The 17,353-nt window shown below is 60.1% G+C and carries 16 protein-coding genes; 4 read left to right on the top strand and 12 right to left on the bottom strand.

Going from position 1 to position 17,353, the window contains the following annotated elements; all coding sequences use genetic code 11:
• Positions 1-158 precede the first annotated feature (158 nt).
• The 7 genes from V3W39_RS30085 to V3W39_RS30055 form a co-directional block, all read right to left on the bottom strand.
• Positions 159-950: a fimbrial biogenesis chaperone gene (locus V3W39_RS30085; RefSeq protein WP_259198856.1), complete on the bottom strand. Its 792-nt coding sequence runs from the start codon at positions 948-950 to the stop codon at positions 159-161.
• A gap of 93 nt (positions 951-1,043) precedes the next feature.
• On the bottom strand, positions 1,044-1,610 hold the full coding sequence (locus V3W39_RS30080) for a fimbrial protein (protein ID WP_177046397.1): 567 nt from the start codon (positions 1,608-1,610) through the stop codon (positions 1,044-1,046).
• 145 nt (positions 1,611-1,755) lie between these two features.
• Entirely contained in the window at positions 1,756-2,481 is a 726-nt protein-coding gene (locus V3W39_RS30075; RefSeq protein WP_330213926.1) for a fimbrial biogenesis chaperone, read from the bottom strand.
• Complete coding sequence (locus tag V3W39_RS30070; RefSeq protein ID WP_330213925.1) at positions 2,481-3,503, bottom strand: fimbrial protein; 1,023 nt, start codon at positions 3,501-3,503, stop codon at positions 2,481-2,483. Before V3W39_RS30070 ends, V3W39_RS30075 begins: the two co-directional genes overlap by 1 nt.
• Positions 3,500-6,067: a fimbria/pilus outer membrane usher protein gene (locus V3W39_RS30065; RefSeq protein ID WP_330213924.1), complete on the bottom strand. Its 2,568-nt coding sequence runs from the start codon at positions 6,065-6,067 to the stop codon at positions 3,500-3,502. The genes V3W39_RS30070 and V3W39_RS30065 overlap by 4 nt, the downstream gene beginning before the upstream one ends.
• A gap of 3 nt (positions 6,068-6,070) precedes the next feature.
• Positions 6,071-6,829 (bottom strand): fimbrial biogenesis chaperone, encoded by a 759-nt coding sequence (locus V3W39_RS30060; RefSeq protein ID WP_330213923.1) that lies wholly within the window; start codon positions 6,827-6,829, stop codon positions 6,071-6,073.
• 26 nt (positions 6,830-6,855) lie between these two features.
• Positions 6,856-7,419: a fimbrial protein gene (locus tag V3W39_RS30055; protein WP_177046407.1), complete on the bottom strand. Its 564-nt coding sequence runs from the start codon at positions 7,417-7,419 to the stop codon at positions 6,856-6,858.
• 460 nt (positions 7,420-7,879) lie between these two features.
• Between V3W39_RS30055 and V3W39_RS30050 the strand changes: the two genes are divergently transcribed.
• Positions 7,880-9,424, top strand: a complete 1,545-nt coding sequence (locus V3W39_RS30050; protein ID WP_259198851.1) for an EAL domain-containing protein — start codon at positions 7,880-7,882, stop codon at positions 9,422-9,424.
• Positions 9,425-9,620: 196 nt separating this feature from the next.
• Positions 9,621-9,986: a histone-like nucleoid-structuring protein, MvaT/MvaU family gene (locus V3W39_RS30045; RefSeq protein ID WP_003212570.1), complete on the top strand. Its 366-nt coding sequence runs from the start codon at positions 9,621-9,623 to the stop codon at positions 9,984-9,986.
• 169 nt (positions 9,987-10,155) lie between these two features.
• Here V3W39_RS30045 and V3W39_RS30040 read toward each other — a convergent pair whose 3' ends face one another.
• A complete protein-coding gene (locus V3W39_RS30040) occupies positions 10,156-10,692 on the bottom strand; it encodes a DUF4946 domain-containing protein (RefSeq protein WP_177046411.1) in 537 nt (178 codons plus the stop codon).
• Positions 10,693-10,885: 193 nt separating this feature from the next.
• Between V3W39_RS30040 and gloA the strand changes: the two genes are divergently transcribed.
• Entirely contained in the window at positions 10,886-11,407 is a 522-nt protein-coding gene (gene gloA / locus V3W39_RS30035) for a lactoylglutathione lyase (protein ID WP_177046413.1), read from the top strand.
• Positions 11,408-11,470: 63 nt separating this feature from the next.
• On the opposite strand, the gene ahpF is transcribed toward gloA, so the two are convergent.
• From ahpF to V3W39_RS30020, 3 genes are all read right to left on the bottom strand, one after another.
• Positions 11,471-13,036: an alkyl hydroperoxide reductase subunit F gene (gene ahpF, locus V3W39_RS30030; RefSeq protein WP_330213922.1), complete on the bottom strand. Its 1,566-nt coding sequence runs from the start codon at positions 13,034-13,036 to the stop codon at positions 11,471-11,473.
• Between the two features lie 127 nt (positions 13,037-13,163).
• On the bottom strand, positions 13,164-13,727 hold the full coding sequence (gene ahpC, locus V3W39_RS30025; RefSeq protein ID WP_003173835.1) for an alkyl hydroperoxide reductase subunit C: 564 nt from the start codon (positions 13,725-13,727) through the stop codon (positions 13,164-13,166).
• A gap of 150 nt (positions 13,728-13,877) precedes the next feature.
• The gene (locus V3W39_RS30020; protein WP_330213921.1) at positions 13,878-14,804 is read right to left on the bottom strand and encodes a site-specific integrase; all 927 of its coding nucleotides are present in this window, start codon (positions 14,802-14,804) and stop codon (positions 13,878-13,880) included.
• 161 nt (positions 14,805-14,965) lie between these two features.
• Between V3W39_RS30020 and V3W39_RS30015 the strand changes: the two genes are divergently transcribed.
• Positions 14,966-15,973, top strand: coding sequence for a DNA-binding protein (locus V3W39_RS30015; RefSeq protein WP_330213920.1), 1,008 nt, complete (start codon positions 14,966-14,968; stop codon positions 15,971-15,973).
• Here the strand turns inward: V3W39_RS30015 and gorA are convergent, their stop codons facing one another.
• Positions 15,974-17,332, bottom strand: a complete 1,359-nt coding sequence (gene gorA / locus V3W39_RS30010; protein ID WP_330213919.1) for a glutathione-disulfide reductase — start codon at positions 17,330-17,332, stop codon at positions 15,974-15,976.
• Positions 17,333-17,353: the final 21 nt, after the last annotated feature.

The raw sequence follows: 17,353 nt of genomic DNA, 5'->3' as shown, positions 1-17,353 counted from the left end.
CTTCCAGGTTTGAAGGGCAAAACCGGGGCGCAACGATATACCCGTAGTTGAACGTAATTTGGCATAGTCAAAACTTCAGAAGGGGCTTAGAGCAATCTGTGCGACATCGAGCGATGCGTGCAGCCATCCAACCGACGTCAACAGCCGTCTGTTCACGCTCAAAATTGCAGCGCAGCTCGCTGGGTGGGTGAAAAGGCACCGTAGTCATTGATGTACTTGAAATGCACTTGAGCACTGGGAGGGATGACGGCTACCGCCTCGCGAACCGGCAGGCTCAGCGTGCCGCCTGGCTCGACCATCTGCGCGTCGACCGGGAGCACTCTGGCGCCAGGCCCGGCTCCCATGGCCAAGGCAATTTCATTGAACGTCACGTGGTACGCCGAAGGGTTGTGTACCTGCAGTAACACGCCCTTGGCGCTGCGCTGCAGGGCGAAACGCAGTTGGCCAGGAGCTGTGTCTGCATTGCCGGGCAAACCGGTCGGCCGGAAGAACACCTTGGTGCGTATACGGAAGGCGAATTGCAGGTGATTGCGGTCGCCCTCTTCGGTTACCGGGTCGAATTCGTTAATCCGGGGCGGCACCTCCAACACATTCAACCAGAACAGGGACTCTCGGTCGGCGGGCAATGGAGCCTTGTTGTAGGCCAGGCGCATCGCCTGACTTTTCCCCGCATCCAGGCGAAACACCGGTGGCGAAAGACTAAAGGGGGCTTCGTTCAGCTCACGAGCCTGATGTGCATCACCGCCATCGACCCACGCTTGTACCAGCCGAGGTGTGTGCTGATCATCATTGGTCAACTGGATCGTGATCTCACGGCGCTGCTCTGGATAAACCTGCCGTGTGCCGTTGATGATGACCCCGGCAGAGGCAAGCTGGGTGGCCTGGCTCAGACTGAAACCCAATACAACTCGCATCAGCAAACGGCTGCATGTCGTTGAGAGATTGAACATTGTTTATTCCTTGATAGGCTCTTGTCTGCACCCGGCAATCGCACCGGGTGAGAACTTCAGGCAAAAAACGCAGGGGCAATCAGCCCGGCCTGATCAAGGAAACGTAACGGAGTACTGCACACTGGTACTGACCAACCCAGCGCCCGCGGGCCCACCGGTGGCGATATAGCGTGCTGTGAAAGGCAGCGTCGCCAGGCCGCCGGTGACGGTTGCAGGCGTCGAATTGAGACCCGAGCGCAAGTCGATGGGTGTGTTCACGGCACTGTCGACAATCTGTACTTCTACGTTGGTCGCCGGAGTTGCCGCTGCGACGTTACGTAGGTTGCCGGTGCCCGGATTGATGTTCGGGCTGCTTGCCTCGTACAACACAGCAACTACAGTTCCATCCGGGCATGTTGCGTTACCACCGACGTACACGAAGAACGGTTTTGCCCCGGCGGTTTGACCAGCAGCCGCAAGGGCTGAGGTCTGGACGCTTGACAGCACGACGGGGAAGTTGGCTCCCGTACCTGGAGAGGCACCGGTACCGCCGCTGATCGTGCACGTAGTGCCTTTAACCTCGCCGGAAATCGTGATGGTTCCGTCCGCCGCAGACACAGCAGTGGCCATTACCCCAGAAGTTGCCAGTAATGCCATTGCCAATAGTTGTTTCTTCATCATCAACGCTTCCTTAAGAAAATGGGCTAACGAAAGCGGCCCAAGACAACGTCGTCCTTTGGTCACACCTTCGTAGCCTTCTGTGGGGAGCACGCTGAGATTCGATCCATACAAAGTCTCATCAAATTGTTTCGCGCCTGCGCCTCAACTATTCCGCTTCGGTTTCAACGGGCGCCAGCGCATGGCTCAGGGATGCGCCATTGTCATCGAGGGTCGTGAATTGATCCTCGACCTGCCCTGCCGGCCCTGCGGCGGTGAGCGTCAGCGTGGCGCTGGAGCGCGGTGTCAACATTGGAGGGAGGTCGTTGCGCCAGGTACGGCCTTCGCGGTTCAGCACCACAGAAGACAAGGTGATGAAATAGTCGCCCGGATTGCTCACGTGCAACGAGCGGCCCTGCCACGTCCAACGCAAGGCTGCGGGTGCGTCCTCCACGGCGCCCGGCAAGCTTTCGGGGCGTAAAAACAGCTTGATCCGGGTGCGAAAGGCCAGGCTCAGGTGGTTGCTTTCACCGGCCGGCGGCGCTGGCCGGATCACCAGGACATTGAGCCAGTACAACGACTCCGTGGTGAGGCGTGGCTGATCGGGCTCCGACGTATGGATCAGGCGCAACGCCTGCCCCGCTCCGGCCTCCACCCGCAAGAGGGGCTGCACCACCAGAAACGGCACATCGCTGGACTCAGGCCGCGCCATGGCATCACCCGCGTCGATCCACACCTGCACCAGCCTCGGCTCAAGCGCCTCGTTCGTCAGGCTGAGGGTCATCTCCCGGGCCTGTTGGGGGTATACCACCCGGGTGCGGTCAATGACGACATCTGCCGATGTTTGGGTACTGGCCAACAGGGATGCAGTGACCAGCAATACCCTGATGTTCATCAGCGATAACTCAGGGTGAAGGTCGCAACACCATTGGCGCTGCCCGGAGTGATGTTGTCCCGGGTTTGAATGTAGCGGGCGGTCAGCGGGATACGCAGGGCACCGTTGCCAATGCTGCCCGCCAGCCATTGGTTAGGGTTGCCCTCGGAAGCCGAGTCGGCGCCGTACAGGATCAATTGCCCGCCACTCAATAATTGCAGGCCGACCCCCGTCGCCTTCGACGCAGGCGACAACGACAAAACACCGCTGCGGTTGGTGGGCACCGTCTGGTCGGTCACGGTGATCAATACATCAGTGGTCCGCTCTTCGGTGGCCCCCGCGCAGTTGATCACCAGGTTATCGGTCACGGAGCCGGCATGGCTGCCAACCCCTTTGAAGTCTCTCCTGGCCACCGCGCCCAACGCCAGGGTGAGCGTCCTGGTGCTGACGCTGCAGGTCGGTTTTATCGGTGCCGCGATCACTGCATTGCCCAGGTTCACGGCGAGAAACCCCGGCCCGCTGACGTCCGCAGGGCTGACCGTAAACCTGGCAATCGTGCGAGGGCCCAGCGTGCCCCCCGACACCTGCCCGGTGACCACCAGGTAGAGGCGCCCCTTCAAGCCCCAGGTTCCCGGCTTGCGCTGAGGCGCAATGTGCAACTTGATCGGGCTATCGGAGATGGCCCTCAACGGCGTGTTCGGGTCTTGTGCCGCAATGGCGAATCCCAGCCCGGGAATGTTGCTCGCAAACACTGGCATAACCAGCCCCAGGGCGCGGTAGGTCTGCCCTGTGGCCGGGCTGTTGACGACGGCCAGGGACGACGCCTCGGCTATCTGGATCAGCCAGTTGGGGTAGGTGCAACCCATGGCATGTGTGGTACCGAAGGGAAACTGGCCGATGGCGTCTCCCACCTTCGCGTCAGCCGGCACCTTGATCGTGGGAAGAGAGAGGTTGATGTCGGTACCGGGAGTGCATTGGGCCTTCTCGGCGGCCTGTGACATGCCCATCACACCCAACAAGAACAGGCCGATAAACAGCCTCATGATTGAGTCACCCTGCACTGTCCCTGCACTTGATCCACCTGGCTCTGTCGCCCGCTGCCGGCAGGCGGTAACCGATAGAGGATGGCGCATTGATCAGTGGATTTTTCGCCCCACTTCACAGTCAACGTGCCCTGGTCGGCGATACCGCGCACAAAGGCCTTGCTGGCCTGGCCGATCACCCCCACTTCGTTGCCCTGTTCATCAAACACCTGCGCGGCAAACGGCAATGGCTCCCCCCGCTCCCGGCGGGCCTTGACCACCACCGCACGCCCGACAACCGTCTTGAAGATCACCCGCGTCACCGCTCCCAGGGTCGGTACCACGTCCTGTGTGGTCTGCGTCAGTTCCACATCCTGCGCGGTGCCATCGGGGTCGATGCCCACCGTATTGGCCTGGTAGGCGCGCAGCGAAGGCACCACCGCGTAGCCGCGCCGATCGACCCGCACGTTGCCACTGTTCAGCAACGCGCCCTGGGCATCCGGCACATGCACCAGCGCCGCCGCTTCACCCAGGTAGTGGGAGAAGGTCAGGCCACCGTCATGCACAATCAACCCGCCGTCAGCATTGAACGACCATTGGCTGTTGCCGCCCGCCTGCCCATAGCCCATGCGCACATTGGCCGTGCTGGCGTGGTAACCCACGTTGGCACTGGCCGAGCGCTGGGCGCCACCTGCGTCAGCCGCATTACTGGCAGACACCCCGTAGTTGATCGCCCCGGCGTCATCCAGCACACCGCTGATGCCCAGTTGCTGCTGACGGCTTGAGGATTCGCCGCGGCTTGCGGACAGGGTCGTACTCAGGCTCGGCGCACGCACGCCGCTGCCCAGCGGCATGGACAACGTCAGCAACAGGCGATTGTCTACCTGGCCGCCGCCGGGTGTGCGCTCATCCCGCAGCCCGGTGTGCTGACGGTACTCCTCGACCCGCGAGCGCTGGGCCGAGAGGTTCCAGCTGACCTGGCGCCAGGCGGCGCCGTAACTCACACTCAGGGACGTTTCACGCCCTTGCCGGCGGTTCCAGTAATCGGTCGAGCTGACGGAAAAGCCCAGCGCGCCGAGGCCGACCTGCTGGCTCACACTCAGGTCAAGCCGGCTTTTCTGCCGGGCATAGGCGTCGATATCCCCTTGCTGGCGGCCCAGTTCGCGCACGTTCATGGCATCCGTCAGGTTCAAGTAACCCACGGTGGAAAAACGATAGGCACCCACCGTGAAATGGGTACCGGTTTGCGTGAGGTTCTTGTTGTAGCTCACACCGAGGTTTTGCCCGGTCAGCACGCCATGCCCGGGAATGTGGGCGCGTGAATCCGTGAGGTCCACGGAAAACGCCCCCCAACCGGTGCCGAACGCCACACCTGCATTGCCCTGGATATAACCCTGGGACAGACTCGCGCCGCCATACACCGTCAAGCGGTCGAGCAGGCCATGCTGGAGCGTGCCCTGAAAGGCCAGTGGCGCACCGCCTTCAATGCCACTGTGACGGACTTCACCCAGCGCCAGGCTGTAGCGCGTGACCTCGCTGCGCAACAGGTGTGGCGCGACGGAAAAGGGCACGGTGTACACGGTTTTGCGGCCATCCACTTCGCTGACCGTGACGGTCAGGTCGCCGCCACTGCCGGTGGGGAACAGGTCATCAATGACAAACGGGCCGGGCGCAACGCTGGTCTCATAGATCGTGTAACCATTCTGACTGACACGCACCGTCGCCTGAGTGTCGGCAATGCCTCGCACCACGGGCGCATACCCTTGCTGCGAGGGCGCGACCATCTGATCGTCACTGCTCAGGCTGATCCCCCGCAGGCGAGTGCTGTCGAGAACCTGGCCACTGCTGAAGCTGTCCCCCAGCGTCAGGCGCGACTGCCACGCCGCAAGGTTGCGTTGCAGGTAGGTCGACGTGTTCTGATACGTCGCCCGCCCGTGGCGGGAGTCCCATGACTGGGCGCCCTGGTGACGCAACCGCCAGTGCCCGAGGTTAAGACCGCTGTTGAGCCCCAGGTAGGCATGATCCTCGCCCGTGCCGCGGGTGGTGGTCGAACTGCTGAAGTTGTAGCTGAGCAAGCCGGCGGTGATGCCCTCGTCCCAGCGGGCCGGATCCACCGCGCCACGGGCGGCGGCGTTCATGTAGACCTGCGGCACACTGATCGCCAGCGTCAGTGCCGCCGAATCAAAGGTGCTGACGGCCATCGGGATTCGACTGCCCAGGTCGCCGCACAGCGGGCCGGGCACAGGCACTGGCTCGACCTTGCCGCGAACCACCCCCAGGCGCTCGAGCAACGGCCAGTCCAGACACGGCACGGCGCCCTCCTGCTGCGGCTCGGCGATAAAATCCAACTCGTGACGCCCCGCGCTCTGGCCGTTGATGGCAAGGTCGACGCGGTACTGGCCGGGGCCCAGGTTGTTACGACGATTGAAGCGAGACACATCCACGCCAGGGGTCGTTCCCCCCGAAAACGCGTCAAGGTCGAACATTGCCGCAGACGCCAGCACCTTCGGGCAGAACAACAGGCCGCAGATGCCACTGAGTACCGCAGGTGCAGAAAGAGAACGGGTTTGGGTTTGGATCCGCATAAATCAGGGCTTCAGGTGACTGTCGTTAAAGGAGGCCTGCCGAGGCGCAGAGAACCCGCCGAAATCATTGATGTACTGAAACTGCACCTGCGCGCCGGTCGGCAACTCGCCCAAGGTGCCGGGCAGTGTCAGATCCAGGCTGGCGTACGGCGCGACCATGCCTTGGTGCTCGGTGGGCATTCGCCCGGCGCCCGTCACCAGCGCCACTTCGTGAAGGGTCACGTAGTAGGGTGTGGGGTTGTGCACCCGCAGCAGCGCCGGGCGGCCTGCCAATACACGCCACTGCAGTTGGTCCGCCGCGTCGTGGGCAGTGCCGGGTAAATCCTGCGGGCGGAAAAACACCTTGGTGCGAATGCGAAACGCAAAGCGCACCTGGTTCGCGTCCGCCTGAGCCCCAGCACCGTTGGGCGGCACTTCCAGCACGTTCAGCCAGAACACGGACTCCCTGTCCGATGGTAATGGCTCGCGGGTGTATGCCAGGCGTATGGCCTGGCTTTTACCCGGGTCGACGCGAAATACCGGCGGGGAAATGCTGAACGGCACCTCGCTGCGTTCGGCGGCGGCCTGGGGGTCGCCACCGTCCATCCACACCTGCACCAGGCGCGGGGCCGATGCATCGTCGTTGGTGACCTGGACGGTGATCTCCTGTCGCGGCTCCGGATAAATCTGCCGGGTGCCATTGATCACAATGCCCGCCTGCGCAACACCCATGGTCAGGCAAAACAGCACGATGCCGGCTGGAAGGCTTGATAGAGCGAACATGGTCGGTCCCCTCGGTCAAGGCAGGTTTACGGGTAAGTCACCCAATACTGCACTTCGGTCTTGAAGGCACCGGGACCCGCCACGCCGCCATGGGCCACGTAACGTGCCGCGAACGGCACCGTCGCCTTGCCTCCGGTAACCGTGGCAACCGTTGAGGCCTGGCCTTTGCCCAGGTCTATGGGGGTGTTCGCCACCGTGTCGATAATTTGCACTTCCACGTTCGCTGCTGCCGGGGCCGCGGCCGTGTTGCTCAAATTACCGGTAACCGGGTTGATGGCCGGGCTGCTGCGCTCAAACAACACCGCGACCTTGGTGTTGTCGGCGCAGGTACCCGCCGCCCCGCCCACAGAGATAAAGAAATCCTTGGATGGGCTTGCCCCGCCGGCCAGGGAGCCGGCCTGGACGTTGTCCAGTGCCACCACAAAGTCTGCACCTGAGCCCGCAGCGCCACTGGTGCCACTGCTAATGGTGCAGGTGCTGGCCTTGATTTCGCCGGTCAGGGTGATCGTTCCATCGGCCGCACTCAGGGAGCCGGAAACAAGCGCAGCGGCCATTAATAAACGGGCCAAGCCGGATACATGTTTTTTCATGACGCAGGTATTCCTCATTCATTGAAGTAAGTGCCCCGAGTGACCTGACAAACAGGCAGGCGAAGGCCTTGCGCGAAACATTCGATCGCGAGGGCTGCTCAACTGGGGACTGGGGGTCGTGGCACGTGCAGAGGCCACACAAAACGCCCGACGTACGTTATTGCAACGCACGACGAGAGCCGTTTGACGTAGGTGCATCCAGGACACGGGATGAACAACGTCACTTTGTTATTAGGCGGGATACAAGTCCGAGCACTTTTGCAACAGACTGGGCACCTGCAGAGGGCGCCAAATATGTTGCAAAGTATGCAACGGTCAAAAAACGCTCACAACTGACCGAATGGCTAGGTGCACCTCAAATCGCCTGCCGAACATGCTTATTTGACCAACGCCATCTATCATCCTGGCTTACTGTCCGTCCCTCACTCGGGGGCTTTTTTCTTTCGCCACAGGCTGCCCCATGCCACTCACCGTCAAAGGCCCGCGAAAAGCCTCCACACGTCACCTGATCACCTTGCTCAGCGGCGCACTGCCGATCTTGCTGGGCGTGCTTATTCTGTACTGGCAAGCCGGGCGCACCCTGGAAAACAGCACGGCGCAAACCGCCATCGAGGCCGTGCGCCAGTTTGACCTGATGCTCGACAACACCGCCCTCGCTGCCCAGGAACTGCTGCCACTGGCCGGTCATGAATGTGATAACCCGACACAACTGGCACTGCGCGAACAAGTCACCCGGCGCCCTTTCGTGCGCGCCACCACCTTGTCCTGGCAGCGAAACATTTATTGCAGCTCGTTGTTTGGCGGCAACTACCAGTCGCCGGTCAATCCTGAGGACTACATCGACGGCCGGCTCTGGCTGATGAAAGGCAACCCGGTCACGCCCGACACTGCCTTGCTGGTGTACCGCCTCACCGAGGGTGACCGGGGCGCCTTTGCCTCCATCGATGGCTACCACTTGACCAACGCCTTGCGCCTGATCAGCCGCTACGCCGACCTGGTGTTGCAGGTAGGGTCCAACTGGCTGGCATCGGATGGCAAGGTGCACAACACGGCTCTGCCAACGTTTGCCGTGGCCCAGCATCATCTGGATTCCAAGCGGTATACCTACAGCGTGGAAGCCGGGATGCCGGAAGGCGAAACCTGGCGCTACATGAAAGCGCGGTATCCGGCTCTGTTCGTTCTGGTAGTGTTTTTCGGCGTACTGGCGGGCATCCTCGCTCACTGGCTGCAAAAGCGCTCATCCGCGCCGACCCTGGAACTGCAACGCGCCCTGGGCGCCAATGAGTTCGTGCCCTACTACCAGCCAGTGGTGCGGGGTGACAGCATTCGCCAGTGGGCCGGCTGTGAAGTGCTGATGCGCTGGAATCACCCTAAGGAAGGCCTGGTGCGCCCCGACCTGTTCATTCCCCTGGCCGAACATTCCGGCCTGATCGTGCCCATGACCCGCGCCTTGATGCGCCAGACGGCCCTGCAACTGGCACCTCACGCCGCTCAATTCGCTGATGGCTTTCATATCGGCGTCAACATTACCGCGCGCCATTGCCATGACCTGGAACTGGTGGAGGACTGCCGGGAGTTCCTCGCCGCGTTCCCGCCGGGCAAGGTGATCCTGGTGCTTGAGTTGACCGAACGTGAGTTGATCGAGCCCACCGACATCACCCGCCAGTTGTTCCAGGCGCTGCACGAAATGGGGGTGATGATTGCGATCGATGACTTCGGCACCGGCCATTCAAGCCTGGGTTATTTGCGCAACTTCAATGTCGATTACTTGAAGATAGATCAAAGCTTTGTGGCGATGATCGGTGTTGATGCACTCTCGCGGCATATACTCGACAGCATCATTGAACTGTCCGCCAAACTGGACCTGGGCATCGTGGCAGAAGGCGTCGAAACACAAGAGCAATGCGACTATCTTACCGCTCAAGGTGTAGATTTCTTGCAAGGTTACCTGTTTGGCAAGCCTGTCCCTTGTGATGAGTTCATTAGATTCCTGAACGGTCATTGAATAGCCCGCCACTTCTGCGGAAATATTGTTATTTATACAAAAGACATGATTTACTCATGGCTGATTAACTACTACAATTTTTCCTGCCTGTGCTGAATTGGCAGGAGGGCCACTTTCACTGAGTCGCCTTAAGGCTCTTGGCTTATCGCTTTGTTTGCAGTAGATATCAGCCAAATACACTATTGGAGTATAGATTTTGTCCAGACTCGCCGAATTTCGCGCAGCAGAAAAAGCCCTTCAAGAGCAGCTTGCCCAGCTGGAATCCCTGAAGAACGATGCTGGCCTGAAGAAAGAAATCGAATTCGAAGAAAAGCTGCAAGGGCTGATGAAAACCTACGGCAAAAGCCTGCGCGACATCATCTCCATCCTGGATCCTAACCCGGGCAAGTCCGGCGCTTCCGTCGCCGCAGCACCCAAACAGCGCCGTGCACGTGTGGTCAAGGTTTACCACAACCCGCACACTGGCGAACTGATCGAAACCAAAGGCGGCAATCACCGCGGCCTGAAGGCATGGAAAGAACAGTACGGCGCAGCCACTGTAGATTCCTGGCTTCGCGGCTAATGCTTTCCAGCTAGTACAAACGCACTAACCAAAGCCCCGCAGATGCGGGGCTTTTTTGTTTGCAGGCATCAACATTGAAACAAAATAGTACCGAAGCACCTTCAAAAACGAACTTTAAATAACATTTCACTTTGTTCAATCGACTAATTTCCAGCCCTTCCTACAGCACTCAAAGTTTAAGGCTGTCGCGCACCGAACTGACTTCGTCCTTGCTTGATTCGTAAGCTTCAGCCTGGCCTGCGTATGAAAAAACATAGGCCTTATCCGTATCGACCGCCCCGACCAACGTTTGCGACAGCACGTGCCGACCGTTCTCGGTGATAACACAGGTAGTTTCCAGCGCCTCGAGCCGGCTCAATGTAGTGGGATGCATCTTGGTGCACACACTTTGATAACCGCCTTGGGCAAAGTCCTTCTGGATGGATTTGCGCATTTCCAGTAGCACGCCCTGGAGGTTGACCGTATGCCCCGCTTCAATTGGGGTTCCCGTCAACTCCATGACCATCAGGGTCGCACCATTTTCATCGTTCTTTATCGCGCGCTGACGGGACACTGCCGAGGGCTGCGCCGGGGCTTGATCGTCCGGCACCACCTCCTCCACCTGCCAGCCGCTGGGCCAATGAATTTCGGGGTCGGCCGCCCATACGGCGGTGCTGCCCAACAACAGGCCCAGGGTACTTAACAGCGGTGCGCGAAATCCGATCATTGCGAAAAACACTCAAGGTTCAAGCGACAAAGTTTGGGCCCCGACGCCCGCTGCCCGCAAGGGCTGCGTGACCTTTTTCATTTGGCGCAGCAGGCCGGGCTGCGTATCATGGACCGGCTGCACGGATGCCAGCCGCAAGCCAAGGGATGCTCCAACCGGAGCCACGTTTGCCCCATTTTTCTCTGGAGGGCCCATGAGCCTGCACGAACTGAACACCTTCCCGGGCGTCACTGCCCAACCTGACACCGCCACCGCGAACTTCGTGTTCAACCACACCATGCTGCGGGTCAAGGACATCACCAAGTCGCTGGATTTCTACACCCGCGTCCTGGGTTTTTCCCTGGTTGAGAAACGTGACTTCCCGGAAGCCGAATTCAGCCTGTACTTCCTGGCCCTGGTCGACAAGTCCCAGATCCCGGCGGACGCCGCCGCCCGCACCCAGTGGATGAAGTCGATTCCGGGCATCCTCGAACTGACCCACAACCACGGCACCGAAAACGACGCCGACTTTGCCTATCACAACGGCAATACCGACCCGCGTGGCTTTGGCCATATCTGCATCTCGGTACCGGACATTGTCGCCGCCTGCGCACGCTTTGAAGAGCTGGGCTGCGACTTCCAGAAGCGCCTGTCTGACGGCCGCATGAAAAGCCTGGCCTTCGTGAAAGACCCGGACGCGTACTGGGTTGAAATCATTCAGCCAACGCCGCTGTAAGGTTTCACAAGCAATAAAAAACCCCATGATCACTCATGGGGTTTTTCATTTCCGGGCCAGTATTTACGCCGGAGCGGAAGTGCGGATCAAGTGATCGAAAGCACTCAGGGAAGCCTTGGCGCCCTCGCCTACTGCGATCACGATCTGCTTGTACGGCACAGTCGTTACGTCACCGGCGGCAAAAACGCCTGGCAGCGACGTCTCCCCACGGGCATCGACAATGATCTCGCCACGTGGAGTCAGTTCCACAGTGCCTTTGAGCCAGTCGGTGTTGGGCAGCAAGCCGATCTGTACAAAGATGCCTTCCAGGTCGATCGTCTTGAACTCACCGCTGTCGCGATCCTTGTAGGCCAGGCCGGTAACTTTCTGGCCATCGCCCTTGACTTCACTGGTCAGCGCGCTGGTGATCACATCAACGTTCGGCAGGCTGTATAGCTTGCGCTGCAACACGGCGTCGGCGCGCAGCTTGCTGTCAAACTCAAGCAAGGTCACGTGGCTGACGATACCGGCCAGGTCGATGGCTGCTTCAACGCCAGAGTTACCGCCGCCGATCACCGCCACACGCTTGCCCTTGAACAGCGGACCGTCGCAGTGCGGGCAGAAGCACACGCCCTTGGCTTTGTATTCCTGCTCGCCCGGCACACCCATTTCACGCCAGCGGGCGCCGGTAGCCAGGATCACGGTCTTGGACTTGAGGGTCGCACCGCTTTCAAAACGGATTTCGTGCAGTTCACCAGCGTTCTTCGCCGGGACCAGCGCAGTGGCGCGCTGCAGGTTCATGATATCCACGTCGTACTGACGCACGTGGGCTTCCAGGGCGCTGGCCAATTTCGGCCCTTCGGTTTCCTGTACCGAGATAAAGTTCTCGATCGACATGGTGTCCAGCACCTGCCCGCCAAAGCGCTCAGCGGCAACACCGGTGCGGATGCCTTTACGTGCAGCGTAGATAGCAGCTGCCGAACCCGCTGGGCCACCGCCGACGACAAGCACGTCAAACGCGTCTTTGGCGCTGATTTTCTCGGCAGCTTTTTCGATGCCGCTGGTGTCGAGCTTGGCGAGGATTTCTTCCAGGCCCATGCGGCCCTGGCCGAAGTTCACACCGTTCAGGTAAACGCTGGGCACGGCCATGACCTGACGATCATCGACTTCGGCCTGGAACAACGCACCGTCGATAGCGACGTGACGGATATTCGGGTTCAGTACCGCCATCAGGTTCAGCGCCTGGACCACGTCCGGGCAGTTCTGGCACGACAGCGAGAAGTAAGTCTCGAAGCTGAACTCGCCTTCGAGGGCGCGGATCTGTTCAATCACTTCGACACTGGCCTTCGAGGGGTGGCCGCCGACTTGCAGCAGCGCCAGCACCAACGAAGTAAATTCGTGGCCCATCGGGATGCCGGCGAAACGCAGGCTGATATCGGCACCCGGGCGGTTGATGGAGAACGATGGCTTGCGCGCATCATTGCCATCTGTTTTCAGGGTAATCAGCGTGGTGAGGCTGGTTACGTCCTGCAAGAGAGCAAGCATTTCCTGGGATTTCGCACCGTCGTCGAGGGTGGCGACGATCTCGATCGGCTGGGTGACCCGTTCCAGGTATGACTTCAACTGAGCTTTAAGATTGGCGTCCAACATACGGGCGATTTCCTATTAATTCGGTTTATTGCAGACAAAAAAACGCCCGAGCGAATCTCGCCCGGGCGTTTTGAGGGCGGATGCAGCTTACTTAAGTGCGGTAACCCGCCCTTGGGACTTCACAGACTTAGATCTTGCCGACCAGGTCCAGGGACGGAGCCAGGGTGGCTTCGCCTTCTTTCCACTTGGCTGGGCACACTTCGCCCGGGTGAGCAGCAACGTACTGAGCGGCCTTGATTTTGCGCAGCAGCTCGGAAGCGTCACGGCCAACGCCGCCATCGTTCAGTTCAACGATTTTGATCTGGCCTTCAGGGTTGATCACGAAGGTGCCACGGTCTGCCAGGCCAGCTTCTTCGATCAGTACGTCGAAGTTGCGGGAGATGGTCAGGGTCGGGTCGCCGATCATGGTGTACTGGATTTTGCCGATGGCTGGCGAGGTGTTGTGCCAGGCAGCGTGGGCAAAGTGGGTGTCGGTGGAAACGCTGTAGATTTCGACGCCCAGCTTCTGGAATTCGGCGTAGTTGTCAGCCAGGTCTTCCAGTTCGGTTGGGCAGACGAAGGTGAAGTCGGCTGGGTAGAAGAAGACGACAGACCATTTGCCTTTCAGGTCAGCATCAGTCACGTCTACGAAGTTGCCGTTTTTGTAGGCGGTAGCTTTGAACGGTTTTACTTGGCTGTTGATGATAGGCATCGTTGACTCTCCGTCAGGTTTTGTAGAAGGGCTTAGTAAGTTGATGGGGTGAATCCTACCCACTCTCCCGGCCGATGGCTCATTGGCAAACCTGATGCTGACGATTGGTTTTCACTATTAGGCGACAGTATTAATAGAAGAAACCTTCAATCACTCAAGGGACGCGCGGGTCATGCCGAGAAAGGGCGTCGCCTCAACATAGCGCATGGCAGATTTCATGTCCTTCCAGCCGACGTAAGTCATCAGCGACTTCAAGTCCCAGCCGCTGCGATGGGCCCAGGTGGCGAAGCCCCGGCGCAGGGAATGGCTGGTGTATTGATCAGCCGCAATGCCGGCACGCTCCAGGGCCTGGCGCAACAGCGGGATCACGCTGTTGGGGTGCAAGCCCTCCTCACCCAGGTTGCCCCAGCGGTCAATCCCGCGAAACACCGGGCCACGTACCAGCGCCGAGGCACTGAGCCATTCGCTGTAGGCCTGTACCGGACACAGGCGCAACAGTGCCGGTGTCTGATAGGTGCGGCCAAGATTTTCCCGGTCGCTTTTACTGCGCGGCAGATACAGGGTGATGCCTGAGCCGGGCACCGCCTGCACATGTTCGATATTCAAGCGGCACAACTCATCGCTACGAAAGCCACGCCAGAAACCCAGCAGGATCAACGCCGCGTCACGCTTGGCCCGCAGCCACCGTGGATGATCTTCGGCGCTTCGAGCATCGTGACCTTCCTGTTCGAGAAACTGAATAACCTGCTCCAGGTGCTGTAGCTGTAACGGCTCAGCCTGTTTTTCCTGGGCCGGATGCACGGCACGAATCCCTTTCAACACTTTGCGCACCACCGGCGCCTTGGTCGGATCGGGAAACCCCTGGCTGGTATGCCATTGGGCCAGGGCCGACAAGCGCAGTTTCAGCGTGTTGACCGACAGTACACCCGCATGCGCCACCAGGTAGCGCGCCACGCTGTCACTGGTCGCCGGCAGGAATCCACCCCAATTCACCTCGAAATGCTCGATCGCCGCGCGATAGCTGCGGCGGGTGTTATCGCGGGTGGCCGCATTCAGATAACGGTCCAGCTCACTCATGCCTGTACTGCCATTGGAGGTTGCCCACTTCAAAATCCTGATCACACGGGATAATACGCCAATATCCCATCTGTTAAATCATCAATTTCAGGTGAAAGTAAATCGTGATATAGTACGTATATACATACTACGTACCACAGTACTAAATCGACGGAGACTCCATGGCTCGCGGCGGCATCAATAAAGCAGTAGTTCAAACGGCACGCCTGGCGATTCTCGCCCGCGGCGAAAACCCCAGCATCGACGCAGTACGCATCGAGATGGGCAATACCGGCTCGAAAACCACGATTCATCGCTATTTGAAGGAGCTGGACGAAAGCGAAACCCGCCAGACCATCACCGACGCGCCCATCGACGACGAGCTGGGTGAATTGGTGGCACGCCTGGCCCAGCGCCTGAAGGAGAAGGCTCAGGAGCCTATCGACCTGGCCCTGGCGCAGTTCCAGCAACAGAAAGCCGCCCTGCTCGCCCAGGCCGAAGAGCTGGAAGCCGCCCATAGCCAACTCAAGCAACAGTTCGATATCCAGGCGGCCGCCCTGGCCGATGAAAGCGCAGCCCTGCAAAGCACCCGTTCCAGCCTGCAAACCGAGCAAACCCGCAACGCTGGCCTGAGCCAGGCCTGCAGCGATTACGAGCTGCGGATCAACGACAAGGACGAGCAGATTCGCTCACTGGAAGAGAAGCACCTGCATGCCCGGGATGCCCTTGAGCATTACCGCAACGCGATCAAGGACCAGCGCGAACAGGAACAGCGCCGCCACGAAGGCCAGTTGCAGCAGGTACAGGCAGAATTGCGCCAGGCCCAGCAGAGCGCGATGGTGCGCCAGGATGAAATCACCCAGTTGCATCGCGATAACGAGCGCCTGCTGATTGAGCACCGGGTTACGGTGAAAGAATTGAGTGCACTGCAGGAACAGGCTCGCCAGGACCGCGAACAGCAGCGTCAGTTGAGCGAACAGGTGAATGTGATCGACAGCGAGCGCACCCTGTTGCAGGAACGCTTGCGGGTTGCGCAGTTGGAGAATCAGGCACGCCAGGAAGCGCTGGCCGAGCACCAGCAGGTCAACAAAACCCTGGAGCTGGACCTGGTCAAAGCCCAGGCCAGCATCGAGGCGCTGCGCCTGGCGGCCGTCGTTGCGACGGCGCCAGAGGCAACTACCGAGGGCTGATTACTGCGCCACCGGCGTGCGCATGGTGACGAACTCTTCGGCCGCCGTAGGGTGCACGCCGATGGTTTCGTCGAAATGCTGCTTGGTCGCGCCCGCCTTGAGCGCGATCGCCAGGCCCTGCACGATCTCGCCGGCGTCGGGGCCCACCATGTGGCAACCCAGGACCTTGTCGGTCTCGGCGTCGACCACCAGCTTCATCAGGGTCTTTTCCTGGCATTCAGTCAGGGTCAGCTTCATCGGCCGGAAGCGGCTTTCAAAAACCTGCACCTTGTGGCCGTCTGCCCGGGCCTGCTCTTCGCTGAGGCCCACGGTGCCGATGTTCGGCAGGCTGAACACCGCCGTAGGGATCATTGCGTAGTCCACCGGGCGATATTGCTCAGGCTTGAACAGTCGACGCGCCACAGCCATGCCTTCGGCCAGCGCCACCGGCGTCAGCTGCACGCGACCGATCACATCGCCAATCGCCAGGATCGACGGTTCGGCGGTCTGGTAGAGGTCATCCACTTCGACAAAGCCACGCTTGTCCAGCTTGACGCCGGTGTTCTCCAGCCCAAGGTTGTCGAGCATCGGACGGCGGCCGGTGGCGTAGAACACGCAATCGGTCTCCAGCACGCGACCGTCTTTCAAAGTGGCCTTGAGGCTGCCATCGGCCTGCTTGTCGATGCGCTCGATGTCGGCATTGAATTGCAGGTCGAGGCCGCGCTTGGTCAGCTCTTCCTTCAAGTGCGTGCGCACCGAGCCATCAAAGCCGCGCAGGAACAAATCGCCGCGGTACAGCAGCGACGTCTGCGCGCCCAGGCCATGGAAAATCCCGGCAAACTCGACGGCGATGTAACCGCCACCGACTACCAGCACACGCTTGGGCAGCTCTTTGAGGAAGAACGCCTCGTTGGAACCGATCGCGTGCTCGCGCCCCGGGATTTCCGGGATCTGCGGCCAGCCACCAGTGGCCACCAGGATGTGTTTGGCGGTGAAGCGCTCACCGTTGATTTCCACCTGGTGCGAGTCTACCAGCCGCGCATGCCCTTCGTGCAGGGTCACGCCGCTGTTGACCAGCAAGTTGCGGTAGATGCCATTAAGACGGTTGATCTCGCGATCCTTGTTGGCGATCAGGGTCGCCCAGTCAAAGTTCGCTTCACCCAGTGACCAGCCAAAACCGCTGGCCTGCTCGAAGTCTTCGGCGAAATGCGCGCCGTACACCAAGAGTTTCTTCGGCACGCAGCCCACGTTCACGCAGGTACCGCCCAGGTAGCGACTTTCAGCCACTGCCACTTTGGCGCCAAAACCGGCAGCGAATCGTGCAGCGCGCACACCGCCGGAACCGGCGCCAATTACATAAAGGTCAAAATCGTAGGCCATTTCACTCTCCTCGGCAGGACA

It is taken from the genome of Pseudomonas sp. Z18(2022) (assembly GCF_036346535.1).
Lineage (GTDB): Bacteria > Pseudomonadota > Gammaproteobacteria > Pseudomonadales > Pseudomonadaceae > Aquipseudomonas > Aquipseudomonas yamanorum_A.
This window is presented reverse-complemented; position numbering and strand designations above follow the sequence as displayed.

What these genes read in the sequence shown, in the direction of transcription:
- ahpF (WP_330213922.1), bottom strand. Translation starts at nt 13,036, where the DNA reads ATGTTGGACGCCAATCTTAAAGCTCAGTTGAAGTCATACCTGGAACGG.
- V3W39_RS30060 (WP_330213923.1), bottom strand. Translation starts at nt 6,829, where the DNA reads ATGTTCGCTCTATCAAGCCTTCCAGCCGGCATCGTGCTGTTTTGCCTG.
- V3W39_RS30020 (WP_330213921.1), bottom strand. Translation starts at nt 14,804, where the DNA reads ATGAGTGAGCTGGACCGTTATCTGAATGCGGCCACCCGCGATAACACC.
- V3W39_RS30055 (WP_177046407.1), bottom strand. Translation starts at nt 7,419, where the DNA reads ATGAAAAAACATGTATCCGGCTTGGCCCGTTTATTAATGGCCGCTGCG.
- V3W39_RS30065 (WP_330213924.1), bottom strand. Translation starts at nt 6,067, where the DNA reads ATGCGGATCCAAACCCAAACCCGTTCTCTTTCTGCACCTGCGGTACTC.
- V3W39_RS30070 (WP_330213925.1), bottom strand. Translation starts at nt 3,503, where the DNA reads ATGAGGCTGTTTATCGGCCTGTTCTTGTTGGGTGTGATGGGCATGTCA.
- gorA (WP_330213919.1), bottom strand. Translation starts at nt 17,332, where the DNA reads ATGGCCTACGATTTTGACCTTTATGTAATTGGCGCCGGTTCCGGCGGT.
- ahpC (WP_003173835.1), bottom strand. Translation starts at nt 13,727, where the DNA reads ATGCCTATCATCAACAGCCAAGTAAAACCGTTCAAAGCTACCGCCTAC.
- V3W39_RS30040 (WP_177046411.1), bottom strand. Translation starts at nt 10,692, where the DNA reads ATGATCGGATTTCGCGCACCGCTGTTAAGTACCCTGGGCCTGTTGTTG.
- V3W39_RS30080 (WP_177046397.1), bottom strand. Translation starts at nt 1,610, where the DNA reads ATGATGAAGAAACAACTATTGGCAATGGCATTACTGGCAACTTCTGGG.
- V3W39_RS30085 (WP_259198856.1), bottom strand. Translation starts at nt 950, where the DNA reads ATGTTCAATCTCTCAACGACATGCAGCCGTTTGCTGATGCGAGTTGTA.
- V3W39_RS30015 (WP_330213920.1), top strand. Translation starts at nt 14,966, where the DNA reads ATGGCTCGCGGCGGCATCAATAAAGCAGTAGTTCAAACGGCACGCCTG.
- gloA (WP_177046413.1), top strand. Translation starts at nt 10,886, where the DNA reads ATGAGCCTGCACGAACTGAACACCTTCCCGGGCGTCACTGCCCAACCT.
- V3W39_RS30050 (WP_259198851.1), top strand. Translation starts at nt 7,880, where the DNA reads ATGCCACTCACCGTCAAAGGCCCGCGAAAAGCCTCCACACGTCACCTG.
- V3W39_RS30075 (WP_330213926.1), bottom strand. Translation starts at nt 2,481, where the DNA reads ATGAACATCAGGGTATTGCTGGTCACTGCATCCCTGTTGGCCAGTACC.